The organism is Bacillus sp. JJ1764 (assembly GCF_036962145.1).
GTDB lineage: Bacteria > Bacillota > Bacilli > Bacillales > Cytobacillaceae > Neobacillus.
Map to the genome: position 1 here is coordinate 28802 of NZ_JBALNY010000039.1, position 16580 is coordinate 45381.

At 37.7% G+C, this 16580-nt stretch carries 20 protein-coding genes; 2 read left to right on the forward strand and 18 right to left on the reverse strand.

What is annotated here, in order from left to right; all coding sequences use genetic code 11:
- Positions 1-121: 121 nt before the first annotated feature.
- The 18 genes from V7083_RS06355 to V7083_RS06440 form a co-directional block, all read right to left on the reverse strand.
- Positions 122-832, reverse strand: a complete 711-nt coding sequence (locus V7083_RS06355; protein WP_438823702.1) for a peptidoglycan DD-metalloendopeptidase family protein — start codon at positions 830-832, stop codon at positions 122-124.
- A gap of 211 nt (positions 833-1043) precedes the next feature.
- Positions 1044-1814, reverse strand: a complete 771-nt coding sequence (locus V7083_RS06360) for a GerMN domain-containing protein (protein WP_335476520.1) — start codon at positions 1812-1814, stop codon at positions 1044-1046.
- Positions 1808-2221: a hypothetical protein gene (locus V7083_RS06365; RefSeq protein ID WP_335476522.1), complete on the reverse strand. Its 414-nt coding sequence runs from the start codon at positions 2219-2221 to the stop codon at positions 1808-1810. The genes V7083_RS06360 and V7083_RS06365 overlap by 7 nt, the downstream gene beginning before the upstream one ends.
- Entirely contained in the window at positions 2196-2747 is a 552-nt protein-coding gene (gene sigX, locus V7083_RS06370; protein WP_335476524.1) for an RNA polymerase sigma factor SigX, read from the reverse strand. The genes V7083_RS06365 and sigX overlap by 26 nt, the downstream gene beginning before the upstream one ends.
- Positions 2748-2954: 207 nt before the next feature.
- Complete coding sequence (locus V7083_RS06375) at positions 2955-4742, reverse strand: ATP-binding protein (protein ID WP_335476525.1); 1788 nt, start codon at positions 4740-4742, stop codon at positions 2955-2957.
- Complete coding sequence (locus tag V7083_RS06380) at positions 4739-5455, reverse strand: response regulator transcription factor (RefSeq protein WP_335476527.1); 717 nt, start codon at positions 5453-5455, stop codon at positions 4739-4741. Before V7083_RS06380 ends, V7083_RS06375 begins: the two co-directional genes overlap by 4 nt.
- 189 nt (positions 5456-5644) lie before the next feature.
- Positions 5645-6832 (reverse strand): c-type cytochrome biogenesis protein CcsB, encoded by a 1188-nt coding sequence (gene ccsB, locus V7083_RS06385; protein ID WP_335476529.1) that lies wholly within the window; start codon positions 6830-6832, stop codon positions 5645-5647.
- The gene (resB, locus tag V7083_RS06390) at positions 6833-8461 is read right to left on the reverse strand and encodes a cytochrome c biogenesis protein ResB (RefSeq protein ID WP_335476531.1); all 1629 of its coding nucleotides are present in this window, start codon (positions 8459-8461) and stop codon (positions 6833-6835) included.
- A 20-nt stretch (positions 8462-8481) separates the two neighbouring features.
- Positions 8482-9006, reverse strand: a complete 525-nt coding sequence (gene resA, locus V7083_RS06395) for a thiol-disulfide oxidoreductase ResA (RefSeq protein WP_335476533.1) — start codon at positions 9004-9006, stop codon at positions 8482-8484.
- 96 nt (positions 9007-9102) lie between these two features.
- Positions 9103-9840: a 23S rRNA pseudouridine(2605) synthase RluB gene (gene rluB, locus V7083_RS06400; protein WP_335476535.1), complete on the reverse strand. Its 738-nt coding sequence runs from the start codon at positions 9838-9840 to the stop codon at positions 9103-9105.
- Positions 9841-10030: 190 nt separating this feature from the next.
- Positions 10031-10567, reverse strand: a complete 537-nt coding sequence (locus V7083_RS06405; protein WP_335476537.1) for a spore maturation protein — start codon at positions 10565-10567, stop codon at positions 10031-10033.
- Between the two features lie 6 nt (positions 10568-10573).
- Complete coding sequence (locus tag V7083_RS06410; RefSeq protein WP_335476539.1) at positions 10574-11161, reverse strand: nucleoside recognition domain-containing protein; 588 nt, start codon at positions 11159-11161, stop codon at positions 10574-10576.
- Positions 11154-12296, reverse strand: coding sequence for a D-alanyl-D-alanine carboxypeptidase family protein (locus V7083_RS06415; RefSeq protein WP_335476541.1), 1143 nt, complete (start codon positions 12294-12296; stop codon positions 11154-11156). Before V7083_RS06415 ends, V7083_RS06410 begins: the two co-directional genes overlap by 8 nt.
- Positions 12297-12391: 95 nt before the next feature.
- Positions 12392-13288 (reverse strand): superoxide dismutase, encoded by an 897-nt coding sequence (locus tag V7083_RS06420; RefSeq protein WP_335476543.1) that lies wholly within the window; start codon positions 13286-13288, stop codon positions 12392-12394.
- Positions 13289-13391: 103 nt separating this feature from the next.
- On the reverse strand, positions 13392-13880 hold the full coding sequence (locus tag V7083_RS06425) for a YpuI family protein (RefSeq protein WP_335476545.1): 489 nt from the start codon (positions 13878-13880) through the stop codon (positions 13392-13394).
- Between the two features lie 30 nt (positions 13881-13910).
- Positions 13911-14330 carry a hypothetical protein gene (locus V7083_RS06430; protein ID WP_335476547.1) on the reverse strand — a complete coding sequence of 140 codons (420 nt, stop codon included), beginning with the start codon at positions 14328-14330 and terminating at the stop codon, positions 13911-13913.
- Between the two features lie 92 nt (positions 14331-14422).
- The gene (gene scpB, locus V7083_RS06435) at positions 14423-15010 is read right to left on the reverse strand and encodes an SMC-Scp complex subunit ScpB (protein WP_335476549.1); all 588 of its coding nucleotides are present in this window, start codon (positions 15008-15010) and stop codon (positions 14423-14425) included.
- Positions 14997-15767 carry a segregation/condensation protein A gene (locus V7083_RS06440; protein WP_335476551.1) on the reverse strand — a complete coding sequence of 257 codons (771 nt, stop codon included), beginning with the start codon at positions 15765-15767 and terminating at the stop codon, positions 14997-14999. Before V7083_RS06440 ends, scpB begins: the two co-directional genes overlap by 14 nt.
- A 205-nt stretch (positions 15768-15972) precedes the next feature.
- Here V7083_RS06440 and V7083_RS06445 point away from each other — a divergent pair, with 205 nt between their 5' ends.
- Together V7083_RS06445 and V7083_RS06450 are read left to right on the forward strand one after the other, a co-directional pair.
- Entirely contained in the window at positions 15973-16065 is a 93-nt protein-coding gene (locus V7083_RS06445) for a YjcZ family sporulation protein (protein ID WP_335476553.1), read from the forward strand.
- Between the two features lie 121 nt (positions 16066-16186).
- Positions 16187-16580: DUF309 domain-containing protein (locus V7083_RS06450; RefSeq protein WP_335476555.1), on the forward strand; the 394-nt coding region annotated here is incomplete at its 3' end.

Below are 16580 nucleotides of genomic sequence, written 5' to 3' on the forward strand. Positions count from 1 at the left end.
ACAACTTTATTATACTTAAAAGTAGTAGTTTTGTTAAGTAAAAAATGTTGAATCATTTTTTTGTATGGTAAAAGGCAAAAAAAATACCCGTGAAGCAACTACTTACACGGATTCATACCATTTATCGAATGGTCAGGATTTGATTGGGTTGAATCAAATCGGTTGTTAACCGATTGATTTCTTTTATTCTTGTAACTGTTACATTATTTTTTTGAGCAATGGATGACAATGTATCGCCTTGTTTGACTGTGTATTTTGTCGCTATATGATTCGTTATGGAAGGCGAAGTCTGCTGGACTTTTTGCGAACTTACCTCTACAATAGCTCCTTGAGCACTGGCAATGCCGCCCTTCACTAAATCCCCTACATCCGCCTTCCCAAGAATTCTTTCTGGATCAATGGCATTTCTCTTATCATAACTCCATTCTAACTGATGGGATTCAAAATGTAGGTGAGTTCCAGTAGCCTGTCCAGTTCTGCCCATACTTCCAATCATCTCACCTTGATTAACTGTTTGACCTTCAAACACATCACGTCTATTTAAATGGGCATATACTGTTACTAAGTTGCTAGGATGTTTAATGAAAACCACATTACCATATGTATTTGAAAAATAGGATTTTACTACTTGACCACGGTCCACTGCGAGGACAGGGGTATTGATTTTGCCTGCTATATCAATGCCTTTATGTTTGCCATGTCTGGTCCCAAAGGTATCGGAAATTACGCCATCTGAAGGCCAGATCCATTGGTCATTACCACTAATTTCGGAAGGACCTGCTGCATCTGTATGCCTCCCTCCCAAAAATAGCAGACTGACACATAGTGCCATGATAATCGCAATCAGAAACCTTCTTATGTAATCACGCAAAACTGTCTCCTCCTTATAACTTGTCCTTTCCTACGATATGTTCCAACCCTTACATTTAGACCATTTGTAGAGGAAAGTAATTCCCTGACCATACTTGTTATAATTTGGAGTACATCCCCTTTTTATGCAAAAAAAATCAACCTGGTTTTTTTGGTTGATTTTTTTGTTAAGCCTATTCATTTAGATTCGGTGCCAGTGGTACCTTATTCTCTTTTAATAAATCAAATGGTCCTAGATGTTTTAAAGATGAATTCTTGACAACTACCTTATCTGCCCCAAATTCTTTAGCTGTAAGTAATAAAGCTTCAAAAGCCTTGGTTGCCAATTGACTGTCCTGTAATTTTTGATCTCCATTAATGGATACATATAAAACATGATCCGTCAGTGAAACATCATCAATTTGAATGGTTTGCGCTAAAGGACTCTTTAACCCTATTGGTTGATCCTTCCTCATTGCATCCAGGGCCGTATGAACATCACTGTAAGGTTTAGTTGAAGGTGTTAACAATGGCTGGCTACCATCATTTGGGAAATAGAAGAAGTAAGCATGCTGTTTGTCAAATTGAACATCTAGATGGTCAATGGTACCATAGTTGCCAAATTCAATTCCTGGTTTACCACCTGTTGAAAGTATGATTTTGGTAATATTGCTGTTTGAGGCAACGTCTTTTTTCAAAACTTGGAGAAAGCTTATTTCATTTGTTGATCCTTGACCATATTGGTGATCTGTTGGAACATCAACAATTAGAGCATTTTGCTTTTCATCCCAGCTCATATCGGCATTTAAAGGATAATAATCGGTCAATCCCAGGTCCGTTTCCTTTAGAACCTTCATTTTTTCCTTAAAAATATCAACCCACGATTGATCTTTTGCATTTTTTACAATCATTGAAATCGGAACAAGAAATTGTGCCTGTGCATCAGGAACCCAAAAAGTTAACACACTTTGCCATTCCCAACATCTTCATCATAGATGGCCGATTTTGCAGGTATTTTTTTAACCGGTTCCATCATTCTAGTTTCTAAATCGGACTGTTTTTCTTGAACGGGTAAACTTTTTTTCATCATTGTCTGATTTTCCGCTGTATCGTATTTCTGGCTGACTGTTGATTTTTCATCTGATGATTGATCCATTGAGTATTGATTACTATTCATGAATTTTGGAACTAGAAGAAAAAAAAGAAACAGGGCAGCCGCGGCAGCAATACCCGGAACAATCCATGCTGCGATTTTGCGCTTTTTTATCGGAAGATTCCGATATATGTCATGCGGATGGCGATAATCCTTGATTTCAGGCATTCTTCTTAAAAGTTCCACGAGCTCTTTATCGCTCCACTCTGACTTTTTCACTCTCTTGTCCCTCCTTTTCATAAAAAATTTCCATTTGCTTTCTTAAAATCTTCAATGAACGGTGCTGGGTTGTTTTTACTTTGCTTTCTGTCCACCCTAAAGTTTGTGCCGTTTCTGCTATAGATAAATCATGAATAAATCGCAATAGAACGACAGCTCTTTGATCGATTGTGCAATATTCCATGCATTTGTATACCCATTGTATTTCTTCGTTCTGCACAGTAATTTCTTCTGGAATGGGAAAATCATCTTTTACTTGAGTAGTGGACCAATCAAATTTATCAAGAATCTTTTCCTTCCAGCCTTTTTGTTTCCGGAAGAAGTCAATGGCAACGTTCCGTGCTATAGAAAATAGCCAGGTCTTTTCACTGCTTTTTCCTTCGAATCGGTTATATGATTTAAAGACTCTTATATAAACCTCTTGGACTAAATCCTCGGCTTGTTCGCGGTTTCTGACCATATAAAATAGAAATTGAAAGACGTCTTGATGATATTTTTGATAAAGTTCATCAAAAACGGAGTCCATGTATTTCCCTCCCCGTTCAACATATTAGTCGGAATCTATGTATAAAAAGTTTCACACATTACATATACTAGACTGTTTTCCATGAAAAAGGAAGAAATAATTTGACTCAAAAAAAGAACTTACCCCAGTAAGATGGTAAGTTCTAGATTAAAAGTAGTATCAATGTTTCCCGTGTATCAAGATGAGTCGGGAAATAGTTTGTTTTTTTTACGATTTTCGTGGGATGATGAAGGAAAATGTCGTTCCATGACCTATTTTACTGTGGACTGATATGTGTCCTTTATGGGCATCAATAATATTTTTGGCAATGGCTAGTCCAAGGCCTGTTCCTGATCTTCCTCTTGTTCTTGCTTTATCTGCCTTATAGAACCGCTCAAAAACAAATGGCAGATCATCTTCTGGAATACCTGAACCAGAATCTTCGACTTCTATTTTAATGCCTTTTTCCTCAAGTCCTGCTTTTAATTTAACTGTTCCGCCCTGTGGAGTATGTCTCATGGCATTATCTATTAGATTTGTCAACACCTGTTCAATCCGATCAGGATCAAACCTGATTGACGAGATCTCAGTTGGTATTTCTGCTGAAAGTAAAATACTGTTGTCTTTTGCCAAACCTTGAAATTTATGAATAATCCTGTTTAAAAATGAAGCAAGATCCACATCCTCTAGTGTTAATTGAATATGTCCCGCTTCCATTCTTGCAAGATCAAGCAACTCATTGACGAGACGGCCCATTCTTAACGATTCATCGTAGATGACCTTCGCCATTTCCCTTTTCTCTTCCTGAGATTCAGCGATATTATCCACAATTGCTTCACTATATCCTTGAAGCATGGAAATAGGCGTCCTAAGCTCATGGGACACATTAGCAATAAAGTCTTTTCTCATTTTTTCCAACTGTCTCTCTTCTGTCATATCCCTTAAAACCGCAACAGCTCCACGAATAAAGCGATTACTGTATAGTGGCGAAACTAGAATCACCCAATGTCTGCCTTGGAGAGAAATTTCTCCTATTTGTTCTTTTTCCGTGTCCACCGCTTCCTGAAAAAGTTCCATCACTTTGGAAGGAATCTCTTCCGCTTCTCCGCCATAACTACCCTTTTCATAATACCAGTATTGAAGGAATCGATCGGCTGGTGGATTGGTAATTAGTATGGTTCCATCACGATTAAAAGTAATAACTCCGTCTGCCATGCTGCTTAAAATACTGGAAAGCTGTTCCTTTTCCTGACTTAAGGCATTCATATTAAATTTTAATTGACGTCCCATCTGATTAAAGGCCGTTGCCAATTCCCCAATTTCATCATGGGTAAGAATCGGAACCTTCGTATCAAATTTTCCTCTAGCCACTTCAAATGCCGCTTCCCGCATTTTCCTTAATGGTGCTGTCACCCTGGTTGATAAAAAGAACGCAAAAATAGTTGTTAAAATAATAGCGACCCCAGCAACAAGCAAAATAAATTTTGTTGTCGATCTGGAAGTTTCCTGCATGACATCCAGGGATTGGTAAATAAACACAGCGCCATCCTTTTCACCAGTAAGATGCAGCGGCACCCCGATAATCGAGTAGTTGGCTTTTTGATCTGTTTGATTACTCTTTAAAGAAAGAGTAGAAATTTTCTCAACCGATGATTTCCCCTTAAACACTTTTGATAAAACCGGATCATGACGGATCTCACTAATGGATAATTTATGATCTTTCTCTGTGTTCGGAGAATAGTAGATTTCGTGATCATTTTTAATAATGACAACTTTTGTTACATCATCAATAATTTCCCAAGAAATTTCCAGACCTAAAGGCCATTTATTATCCTGATGTGATTCCAACACATCAGCAATTTTATCAGCTGTATTGGTTAATTCTGTTTTAGTTTCACTGATATTATTATTTTGAAAAAATTCAAGAAGCATTACAGTTAGAATAAATAAAACAAATGCTACTAAAAAAATGATGGTAAACCATAATTTACCTACTACACTTCGCAAAAAGGTCATTCATTAACAACCTCGAATTTATACCCCACTCCCCAAACTGTTACAATCATCCTAGCGGCTTGCTCAGATACTTTATTTAATTTTTCTCTTAACCGTTTTACATGGGTATCAACTGTTCGTAAATCACCAAAGAATTCGTAATGCCAAACTTCTTTTAACAATTGTTCACGATCAAACACCTTATCTGGAGCTTTTGCAAGGAAGTATAGTAATTCATATTCCTTTGGAGTTAAACTAACTTCTTTTCCATCTGCCGTTACTCTGTGGGCATCATTATCTATTGTTAAATGTGGAAATACAATGACATCCTTTGTAGTGGTTTCCGTTTGTAAGTAGCTAGTTTGTGATGATCTTCTAAGCAACGCTTTGACACGCAAAACAACCTCACGCGGACTAAACGGCTTTACAATATAATCATCGGTACCAACCTCAAAACCTTGTACTCGATTTACTTCTTCGCCTTTTGCTGTTAGCATGATGACCGGCGTAGCCTTCTTTTCCCTTAGTTCCCGACATACCTCTATGCCATCTTTTCCAGGCATCATTAAATCAAGGAGAATAACATCGTAATCATTTGCAAACGCTTTTGATAACGCTTCATTACCATCCTCTGCTTCATCAATAATAAACTCTTCTCTTTCCAAATACATTTTTAATAGGCGGCGAATTCTTTCTTCATCATCAACAACTAAAACTCTAACGTCTTTATCCATTAATAAATCCCCCCATGATGATTATTTTACAAAAAGGTGTAGTATTTTGCTATATTTTCACTGTAAATACTCGCATTAAAAGTGTCGAAAATTTGACAAATTAAAATTTTTTGAGGCAAAACTTTTTAAAAAGCCTCCACTCCTAAAAAGTGAAGGCTATATGGTTTATTATTCATTCCTATATCAAAATTATGAACCTGCATATGAATGTAATCCAGCAATGACTAAATTAACCGCTACTAAGTTAAACATAATAATGACAAACCCGATTACTGCTAACCAGGCTGACTTTTCACCATGCCATCCTTTCGATAGACGAAGATGCATAAAAGCTGCATAGAACAACCAAGTAATAAGCGCCCATACTTCTTTTGGATCCCATCCCCAAAAACGTGACCAGGCTACTTGGGCCCAAATCATCGCAAAGATTAATGCCCCTAATGTAAACACCGGAAATCCGATTAATACTGAACGATAACTAATCTCATCAACAAAATCAAGCTTTATATTTTTAACGAGCGGCTGAAGGGCAGCTGCAATGCGTTTTCTTAAAATGAGTCGGATTATACAATATAAGACAATACCGCCAAATAAGGACCAAATAACCGTATTTAATTTCTTAGCGTTAATATATGCCGGCATTTCAACAATTGGCTTAAAATCGTTTTCTGATTCCAGTTTTCCTTCATGTGGTCCGGTTAAAGCAGGCATCGTGTACTCCACTATTGCCTCATTATCGTGTTTATCAATCCATGTAAATTTCTCATGGTAACTTAGGGCTGAGAAAGTTGTAGATGCTGCAACAAATCCAAGAACTGTAACCAAGGCAAACATGACCACTTCAAGCCAAAAGGTTCTTTTGGATGACTTTGTTTGATCAATCGCTTTGACCAAATAAATCAGACCTGCGGCAAAACTAATAGCCAAAATTGCTTCTCCAATTGCTGCAGTTGTTACATGGATCTGAAGCCAGTAACTTTGCAACGCAGGGATGAGCGGTGTAATATCTCTAGGAAACATACTTGCATAGGCAATCACTAAGATTGCAACAGGCAATGTGAATAACCCAAGCAAAGTAGTTCTGTAAATAAAATAAATAACAATAAATGCCCCTACTAACGCCATGCCAAAGAATGTTGTAAATTCAAACATATTACTTACCGGGGCATGTCCGGCAGCAATCCATCTTGTAATAAAATAGCCAATTTGTGAACCAAAACCAATAATGGTCAAAAGAACCGCGATTTTCCCCCATCTGTTTGTGCCTTTATTTTCATCAGTGGTTTTCTTTGCTTTAATAGAACCACCAAAAAATAGCGTTGCTATTAGATAAAGTATAAAAGCGATAAACAACAAATTACTACTAAGCGATGCCAACTATTCTTCCTCCTTATCCCCTTTTTCCGAATGAAGTTGATCCTCGGGCAGGTTAAATTTTGTACCGGCTAAAACAACCTCCAGCTCCCGTTTTAAACCATACCAATTTTTATTTGTATGAGCAGCAATCCAGTGTTGTCCATTTTTCTTCTGAATCCAAATGCGGCGATGATTCCAATATGCACCTTGGACAACCCCAATCATAAATATGATTCCTCCCAAGATAATCACCCATATTGAAGAATCCTTTCGAACCGTAAATCCAGATACATTTTTCGTACTAATACCTCTAAAGGCCATTTTATACGTATTTTCTCCAAGTGGTTCGATGGTTTGTCTAATGGCAACAAAACTAGTTTCCCCTTTAGGTTTATCAGGTGTGATCATCCGAAATATAAAGGCGGGATTGTTTGGCACACGTGATTTCGTAGAAGGCTCCCCATTTTTAGCAAACTCAAAGTCAGGAAAATAATTAAGAATCTTGACTGAATATCCATTTCCTAACTCATAAACTTCTTTTGGGTTCCGAAGATTAATAGTCAGATTTCCGAAGGCTTCGTCCGTACCTTTTTTGATGAGTGAAAAAGTCATCGAATTCATTTCACTTCTAAAAGAAGACTGGTATACGGAGTAACCATCAAATGTTAATGGATGGTTAACCCGCACCTTAAAATCTTGCACTTCTTTCAGAGTCGGCTTCTCACCAGGCAGACTTTTCCCTTCGCGTTGATAGAGGGTGACATTGGACTGGTAATTTTTCACGACATTGCCTGCTTTATCAAGGGCCTTCTCAAAGGTTTTATCTTTATTTTTATCATAGTGTTGAAGAATGAACTGATTGTTTTTCAGATAAAATTTGTCTTTGGTTTCGGGAATTTGTGCAGTTTCTCCTTCCCTAACCCAAAGATTCTCATTTACGTAAAATCCAGGAATGAACCGAAGCATTGCCCCAAATAAGAATATAATTAAGCCCACATGGTTTACATATGGACCCCAGCGGGAAAAACGGCCTTTCTCCGCCAAAAGATCACCATTCTCTTCCCGAACATGATAGCGCTTATTTTTTAGCATCTTTTTTACAGTATCAAAGTCCGAAGGGTCGATTTGTCCACTTGTTCCAAATACACGCTGCCGTTTAAGGAAGCCCTCATGTCTCGTTACGTTTTGAGCTTTTAACGCTTTATAAAGTGGTACAACCCGGTCAAGGCTGCAAATAACCAAGGAAATACCTATCATGGCAATTAATAGCAAGTACCACCACGAACCATATAAATCATCAAGTCCCAGTTGATAATAGAGTTTTCCAAACCAGCCATACTCCTGTTCATAATACACCTCAGGAGGAAGGTCGATATACATTTTTTGCGGTAAAATCGTTCCTAGTATGGATGCAACTAGGGTGATAATAATTAGCCATACGCCAACCTTGACAGATGAAAAGAAATTCCAAACCTTATCAATGATTGACTTATTGTACGTCTGTGAACGGCGTGCACTGCCTTCATAGCGCATGTCCAATAATTGCCTGTTAGCCATATCATACTGCTCATCGAGAACTTTTCCACAAGCTTCACATAATACGGTCCCATGGGGATTTACATGGCCGCATTCACATTTTACATCTTTCATCTTTAAAACTCCTTGCATCCCTAAGGTTTAATTTTCTCCATAAACTCCCTGACCATATATTCTGTCATCTCACCAGTATGGTATTTAACTACTTTTCCGTTTTTATCAATAAGAAATGTAGCTGGAAGCGGATCAATACCATAGGCTGTCATGACTTCCTTATCTTGATCGATCATGATTGGAAAATCGAGTTTATATCGGTCTCTGAATTGCTTTACAGCTAACTCTGACTCTTGAATATCAACAGTCAAAACCTGAATCCCCTGATCTTTAAACTGATGGTATTGACTGTTGATATAGGGCATTTCTTTTTTACATGGAGGGCACCACGTTCCCCAAAAATTCAAGAAAACTCCCTGGCCCCGATAATCAGATAGGCGATGTTTATTTCCTTGTAAATCTACCAAAACAAAGTCGGGAGCTGTGTCACCCACCGCCACCTTTTGTTTTTGGTCTTTCGTCAAATTTGCATACAGCGAATACGCAACGGCAGCACCCAAAATGACTAAAATGATAGTCCTTATGACTAAACGCCGTTTTTTCATATAAAACCCTCCATTAAAAACATGACACAACTATACAAAATTATAGCATTTATAACATAAACACAGTGAATAACCAAGATATAAAATGTGACGTATTTATGAATTTTTCTTAGATGAATCCTGGGCAAGGGCTCTTAATTGCTTTACTTCATGCGGTGTTAGTTCCCTCGCTTCACCAGCTTTAAGACCTGAAAGGGTTAGGGATCCGTATTGTTCACGTTTTAATTTAATCACTTCATGACCAATGGCCTCAAACATTCTTCTTACTTGGCGATTTCGTCCTTCATGAATCTTCATTTCAACAATAGAGGTTTGCTTCTTATTGTCGGCAGATGTCAATTTGACTCGTGCCGGAGCTGTTTTACCATCTTCGAGTTTAATTCCTTTTTCTAATTTTCTAAGGTTTTCTTTTAATGGAATTCCTTTTATTTTCGCTACATACGTTTTTTCAATTTCATGTCTAGGGTGCATTAATAAATTAGCAAATTCACCATCGTTGGTTAGTAGCAACAATCCTGATGTATCGTAATCAAGACGGCCAATAGGAAAAATTCTTTCCTTTAATCCCGGGAAGAAATCAGTAACGACTTTTCTTCCTTTATCATCGCTGACACTTGAGATGACGCCGCGCGGCTTATAGAGTAAGAAATAGACAGGTACTTCTTTTTCAATTGGAATTTCATTCACTTCAACCTTATCAGATGAAGACACCTTGACTCCTAATTCTGTTATGACCTTGCCGTTTACTTTTACTCTTCCTTGTTTGATTAGTTCTTCTGCTTTTCTTCTAGAAGCAATGCCGGCACTGGCAATTACTTTTTGTAAACGTTCCATATATTCACCTCAAAATAATAATCCTCTTGACCAAAATAAACTTTTACCTAAAAAGTTTTGGTTAAAAAGCTTCCATTCTTGTCTACTGAATTATGACACAAATCCTTCACTTTTCAAAGCTTTGGGCATTATATAGGAAAAATAAAAAAGTAAGATCCATGTTAAAAGGAACTTACTCTTTTTAATGTATTTATTTCGCACCAAAAATTAACGCTACAACAAAGATGGACACGATAATTCCCACGACATCTGCCAGGAGCCCGACTTTTAGGGCGTCTCCCATTTTTTTGATTCCAACCGCACCAAAATAGACGGTTAAAACATAGAAGGTGGTGTCAGTGCTTCCTTGTAGTACGGATGCCAAGCGTCCGATAAAAGAGTCGGGTCCATATACGGAAATTAAGTCACTGGTCATGCCAAGGGCAGCTGTTCCGGAGATTGGTCTAATAAGTAATAATGGTACGATTTCAGCGGGCACTCCAATTGCGGTCATGAAGGGACGAAGCCAATTCATTAACGCTTCTAACGCACCTGATGCCCTGAATATGGAGATGGCCACTAGCATCCCCACAAGGAAAGGAATAATGGAAACTGCTATTTTAATGCCTTCTTTTCCTCCCTCAACAAAGCTTTCATAGGTAGGCACCTTTTTATAGGTTCCATACAATAAAATCGATCCGATGAGAACAGGGATAAAAGTTAATGAGACTAGCGAAATATACTCCATTCACCCTCACCTTTTTCGGCTTCTGCGATAATAAAAAAATCGATCTATAAGCACAGCCCCAATTGCCGAAAGGATGGTAGCAACAATGGTAGGTACAACAATTTCGGTAGGGGATGCGGAATGATAAGTCATTCGAATGGCGATTACCGTTGTCGGAATAATCGTAATGCTCGCTGTATTGATTGCCAGAAAGGTGATCATAGAACGGCTTGCTTCATTTTTTTCGCCATTTATTTTTTTTAATTCCTCCATAGCTTTAATGCCTAAAGGTGTAGCAGCGTTTCCCAATCCAAACATATTGGAAATCATATTGGAAAGCATATAACCCATTGCAGGGTGATTGGGCGGGACTTCCGGGAATAACCGCTTTACGGCTGGTCGGAAAAGTCTTGCTAATTTTTCAAGCAGCCCAGACTCCTCGGCAATTTTCATCATTCCTAACCAAAAAACTAACACACTAATTAGTCCAATACACAAGGTAACTGCTTCCTTCGCTCCATCAAAAACAGCTTTATTGACCTCTGCTATCGTCCCGTTAAACAGTGCAAAAATAATTCCTACTATGGTCATGAACACCCAAATATAATTAACCATGTGGATTCACACCAATGAATGAAAAAAATATGTCTTTTACATGATCTAAAAATCCCTGTTTCTTTCTTGGTATGTTTTCAAAATAGATTGGCGTTTCTTTAACTGCTCTGCCGTCTAAATAAACGACCGCTTTCCCAACAATTTTCTCATGTTTTTTAGAACGGTCCCAGTTTTTTTCCGGCTTGTTTAATTTATATTTTACCGTGAATTGTTTCATTTCCTTACTGGTAGCCGGAAAAGTAATGGAAGATTTAACGTATAATTGGTCATGATAATATTTAGGTTTTTCGATCGTAATTTTCCCTTTTGCCAAAACCTCTGCCATATCATAATGGTTAAACCCCGTTTCATACATAGAGATATGGTCATCCCAGTCGTTTGGATCATTTAAAGTTACAGCAATTAAATTCATGTCCCCGTTTGTCGCTGTTGTAACCAGGGTTCGTTTCGCAAGTTTGGTATACCCTGTTTTCCCCCCTGTACAATATTTATATTTTGACAATAGGCGATTTTTGTTTTTCCAGACCCGGTCCCAATTTTCCGTTGGATTCGGGGCCCGATGGACTTTTGTACCGGATATTTTTTGGAAGGTTTTGTTTTGCATGGCGTATCGCATTAAAATTGCCATATCATAAGCTGTTGAATAATGATCCTCATGATCATCAAGACCATGCGGATTGGAAAAATGACTATTAAGCATGCCAATTTCCCTGGCCTTTTGATTCATCAAATAGGCAAATCCATCCACACTTCCACCCAGGTATTCCGCTATTGCTACGGCTGTATCATTCCCAGATCGGAGCATCAACCCATAAACCAGATCCTCTAGTTTTATTTTTTCTCCCGGCTTTAAATAAACTGAAGACCCTTCAGCGTGTGTAGCATTTTCGCTCACCTTCACATATTTGTCCATTTTCCCTGATTCAATAGCTATGATCGCTGTCATGATTTTCGTAATACTAGCGATTCTCCTTTTTGTATGGGCATCTTTTTCGTAAAGGATGCGGCCGGAATTCTGTTCAATCAATACAGCACTTGCGGCACTAATTGAAGATGCGTTTGTGTTGACTGGATAGCTTGCAGCAAATAGTGTCACCATGAGGGAAAAAATAGTTAGCTTTAGAATCATTTTCATTCAATATACCTCGTCCCTCTTTTAATATATTTAAAGTGTATGCTGGACAAGGAGTGTTATGACTTTTTTCCGGATGAAACTTGATATTTCACTGATCAAACCAGCGGCCATTTCCTATCTGCTGCTTTTTCCAATCTAACGGTGACATCATGCCAATTCACTAGATTCCACCAATTCTCTACATATTGGGCACGATTATTTTTATATTGGAGATAGTAAGCGTGTTCCCATACATCAAGGACCAATAAGGGAACCGTATCCCATTGAGTGAGGAGCATATGTCGTTCTGTTTGAAGAATTTCTAAATGTCTGGCTCTCGGTGACCAGACCAAGATCGCCCACCCTCCACCTTCTACCTGTTTGGCAGCCTCGGTAAAATGGTTTTTAAATCCATCAAAGTCGCCAAAGTATGCTGTGATCTCTTCCCTTAACAGACCATACGGACTTCCGCCTCCATTTGGGCTCATATTGTTCCAAAAAATCGAATGCAAATAATGTCCTGAACCGTGAAAGGCCAGTTCTCTTGACCAATGCTTAACCATGGTAAAATCTTTTCTCTTTCTAGCTTCTTTTAAATTCAGCTCAGCCCGGTTTAAACCCTCCACATATGAACGATGATGCTTATCATGATGAAGTTGCATTATTTCCTCCGAAATAAACGGTTCTAATGAATTGTAGGGATAAGGAAGTTCTGGTAGAGTATGGCCACCAGGAGGAATTGGTTTTTCGACCAACCAAATCGTCCCCACTCCCTCCTCTTGTTTACGTTGGAAATAGGCCTCCATCTGTTCGTGAATATTTTCTGCCTTTACTTGAAGCCCAAGTAATTCATCATTTGTTAAATCACGTTTAGTTCCCTCAATCAATTCAGTAAATTCTTCAAGCTTTCCCCACAATTCCGAATCCTGCATAACATTTTTGGATTGGAGAAATTGTTTCATTTGCTCATTCCAAATGAACAAGTCATTAACATAACGACCAAAGCGATCCATTAAAATCCCTCATTCCCATTATATTTTTTCTAAATGTTATGAGAGAATTTTTTCCTTAGAACAAAGAAAGGCTGCCACACTTATGTATGACAGCCCCTCTATTTTATTTAGATTGAGTTATTTTAGTTCGGTAATCTGTTTCGTAATACTCCAATTCTTCTCTGATTCTTTGGAAGTCTCCCTCAAGGCTCTTAATCAATTGAACAACAGGCTCAGGAACATTACGATAATATTTAATGGAGTTCCTTCCTGTGTACGCGGATCGGCTATCCTCATACCAAGCATCATTTTTTGGTGAGAAAAATTCGTTGATACATTGGTGATAAATTCGATATAAGGTTTTCTCAGCGGCCGCTTTTTGAAAAGGTTCGCTCTGTAGAATAACCGAACATGCATCTAAGCCTTCTTCGCCATATACTACAAGCTTACGTAAATTTGAAAAAATCTGTTTTAAATATGTTTGATCTTCTTCCTGTTCAAGACCAAATTGAGAAATAGTTGCTTCATTTAAGAAGCCACCAATTGTTGAACTCGTTTTTGTCAGAAATTCTTTTACATCATTTAACTGTGTATGAACTAATGTATTTGCCATTGTTTACCCCTCCCGGTTATCTTGGTTATGCTATTTAGGCTGTTTGATAAATTCAAGCGGTGATGAAAGCTCATAGCCATTTTTTTGTTTAAGGGAAATAAAAATTTCTGGTAGTTTTTCAAAATCAATATCCTGAAAATAGGATGCAAATTCATATTTTGAATTTATATATACTCGTTTTCTTGCACGTAAACCCGGATTTTTTAATAAGCAAACAAGAGCTACGATATCCTTAAATGCCACCTCTAAGCCATCTTGAGTAATGATTGGATCACTTTGAAAAGGGGTAAATTCTTGAAAAGACTCATCAAAATATCTTACATATAAGACATGCAGCGTTTTTTCTTCGCCATTTTCTACAAAAGTCACTTCACTTCTGTTAAAAAAGTCCTCAGAAGTATTTGATTTTTCTTTTTCTAATTCATAGCCTCTGCATTGTTTTATGAACACCATAATCCCATCCTTTGCCGTCATCCTCAGTCTCTATACATTATAAATAAGAGTATTCTTATTTTATCATATATTTCTCGAATAGTTTGAAATTAGGAGTTAATTGTTTCTTGAAACTTCTCAAAAAACAAATCGGCTTCTTCCTGAATAAATTCTTCTTCGACCTTTTCAGGAAGCGGTGGAAGTTCGTTTAAGTTTTTTAAGCCAAAATAATCAAGGAATTCTTTGGACGTCCCATATAAATACGCTCTGCCCGTTCCTTCTGCACGGCCAACTTCTTTAATTAACGCTTTTGCCATTAGTGTGTTGATGGGTCTTTCCGTTTTGACCCCACGAATTTCCTCGATTTCAGTCCTAGTAATCGGTTGCTTATAAGCAATAATCGCCAGTGTTTCTAGTGCTGCCTGTGACAATGTCGTTGTATTTGGGGAATCTACCAGCTTTTTTAAATAATTGGCGTTTACCTTTTTGGTAGCAAGTTGATAGGAACCAGCCAACTGAACAATCATAATGCCACGATTCGAATCTGTTTCATACTGTCTGTTTAACTCGTCGACTACTTCATTTGCTTTAAACTCGTCAATTTCCATGACTTCTGCTATTTGCTTTAAAGACAGTCCCTCGTCACCTGCTGCAAACAGCAGGCTCTCTAGGATACTCGTCCAATTAATGAGTTCCAATAATATCTGCCCCTTTCTTAACTGCCTGAATGAAAATATCTGCAAAATTCCCCTGTTGTTGGGCATCAACTTCATTTCTTTTCATTAATTCTAAAATGGCTAAAAAAGTCACAACAATATGATCCTTTGTAGGGTATGGAAATAAGTCATAAAACTTCTTTCGGCCATTGAGCTGTTTTAATTCAACCATAATCTCTGACATTCTGGTCTCAATTGAAATTTCCTGACGGGTAATTTTTGTTGCCAATGGCTTTTGTAATTTTTTCCTACGCATTAATTTTTGGAAAGCTGCTAGCATATCGTAAAGAGAAACATTGACCTCTGTTCTTGAAGGTTGTATGTCCTTTGTAAAATCTGATAAATCACTAGGTGGTTTTGTGAACATTAAACCACGTTCCTCTTCCAACACTTTCAAGTCATGAGCTGCCTCTTTATATTTTCGATATTCAATTAACCGTTCAACCAGCTCTTCACGTGGATCTTCTTCAAGTGATAGATCTAAGTCCTCGTCGGTTATGTTTTCCTCATGTTTTGGCAGAAGCATTTTACTTTTAATTGCTAATAAGGTAGCAGCCATTACTAAGAATTCACTGGCAACATCCAGCTTAAGTTCATTCATGGTTTTAATATAGTCAAGATATTGCTCTGTAATTTGGGCCACTGGGATATCATAAATATCAATCTCCAAACGGTTTATTAAATGAAGCAATAAATCTAACGGCCCTTCAAAGGCATCAATTTTTACTTGATACGGCATTACTTTTCACCAAAATTCTAAATAAATGATGTTTCTTGTAGATATTGAGCTATTTCTAGTATAGAGGATTCATCAAGGTTATCCAATAGAAAATTCGCCCGTGTATTGGCCATCTCCAAAAGATGTGATACGTGCCTATAACATTGGACAAATCCCCTACATATGATAACTGTGAAAAGAAAAATGAAACAGGAGGTAATCATAAATGGCTGATGGAGTAGGCTTCGGCGGCGGATTTGCCTTAATCGTCGTATTGTTCATTTTATTAATTATTGTAGGTGCAGCTTGGGTTTGGTAAAAGAATCATGAATGAAAGAGTCCGTTGTAGCGGGCTCTTTTATTTTGATATACACTTATTCCAAGTAAACACAGCATTTATATGGTAAACTTCAAGAAAACGATTGTCAGGGGAGAATTACTTGTATCCAAATGAGTATATCAGCTATTTAGTTCATTTTCACGGTGATCGTGATTATTTTGAATGCCATGAGATCCTTGAAGAGTATTGGAAGAATACGGAACCAGGGAATAAGGAATCCGTTTGGGTTGGACTGATTTTATTGGCGGTGTCGTGTTATCATCATCGTCGGGGGAATTTTGCAGGTGCTGTAAAAACATTGGAAAAGGCCATACCCATCTTTGAATCGAAACCAAATATGATTCAACAACTTGGCCTGAATTGTCATGACCTTAATCTGATGTTAAAGGAGCGACTTTCTGACATTAAGGATAGGCACATATACAAAAGCCTTAATCTTCCAATTGCGGATACTGCATTATTACAAACCTGTGTAAAACTGACAGAAATAAAAG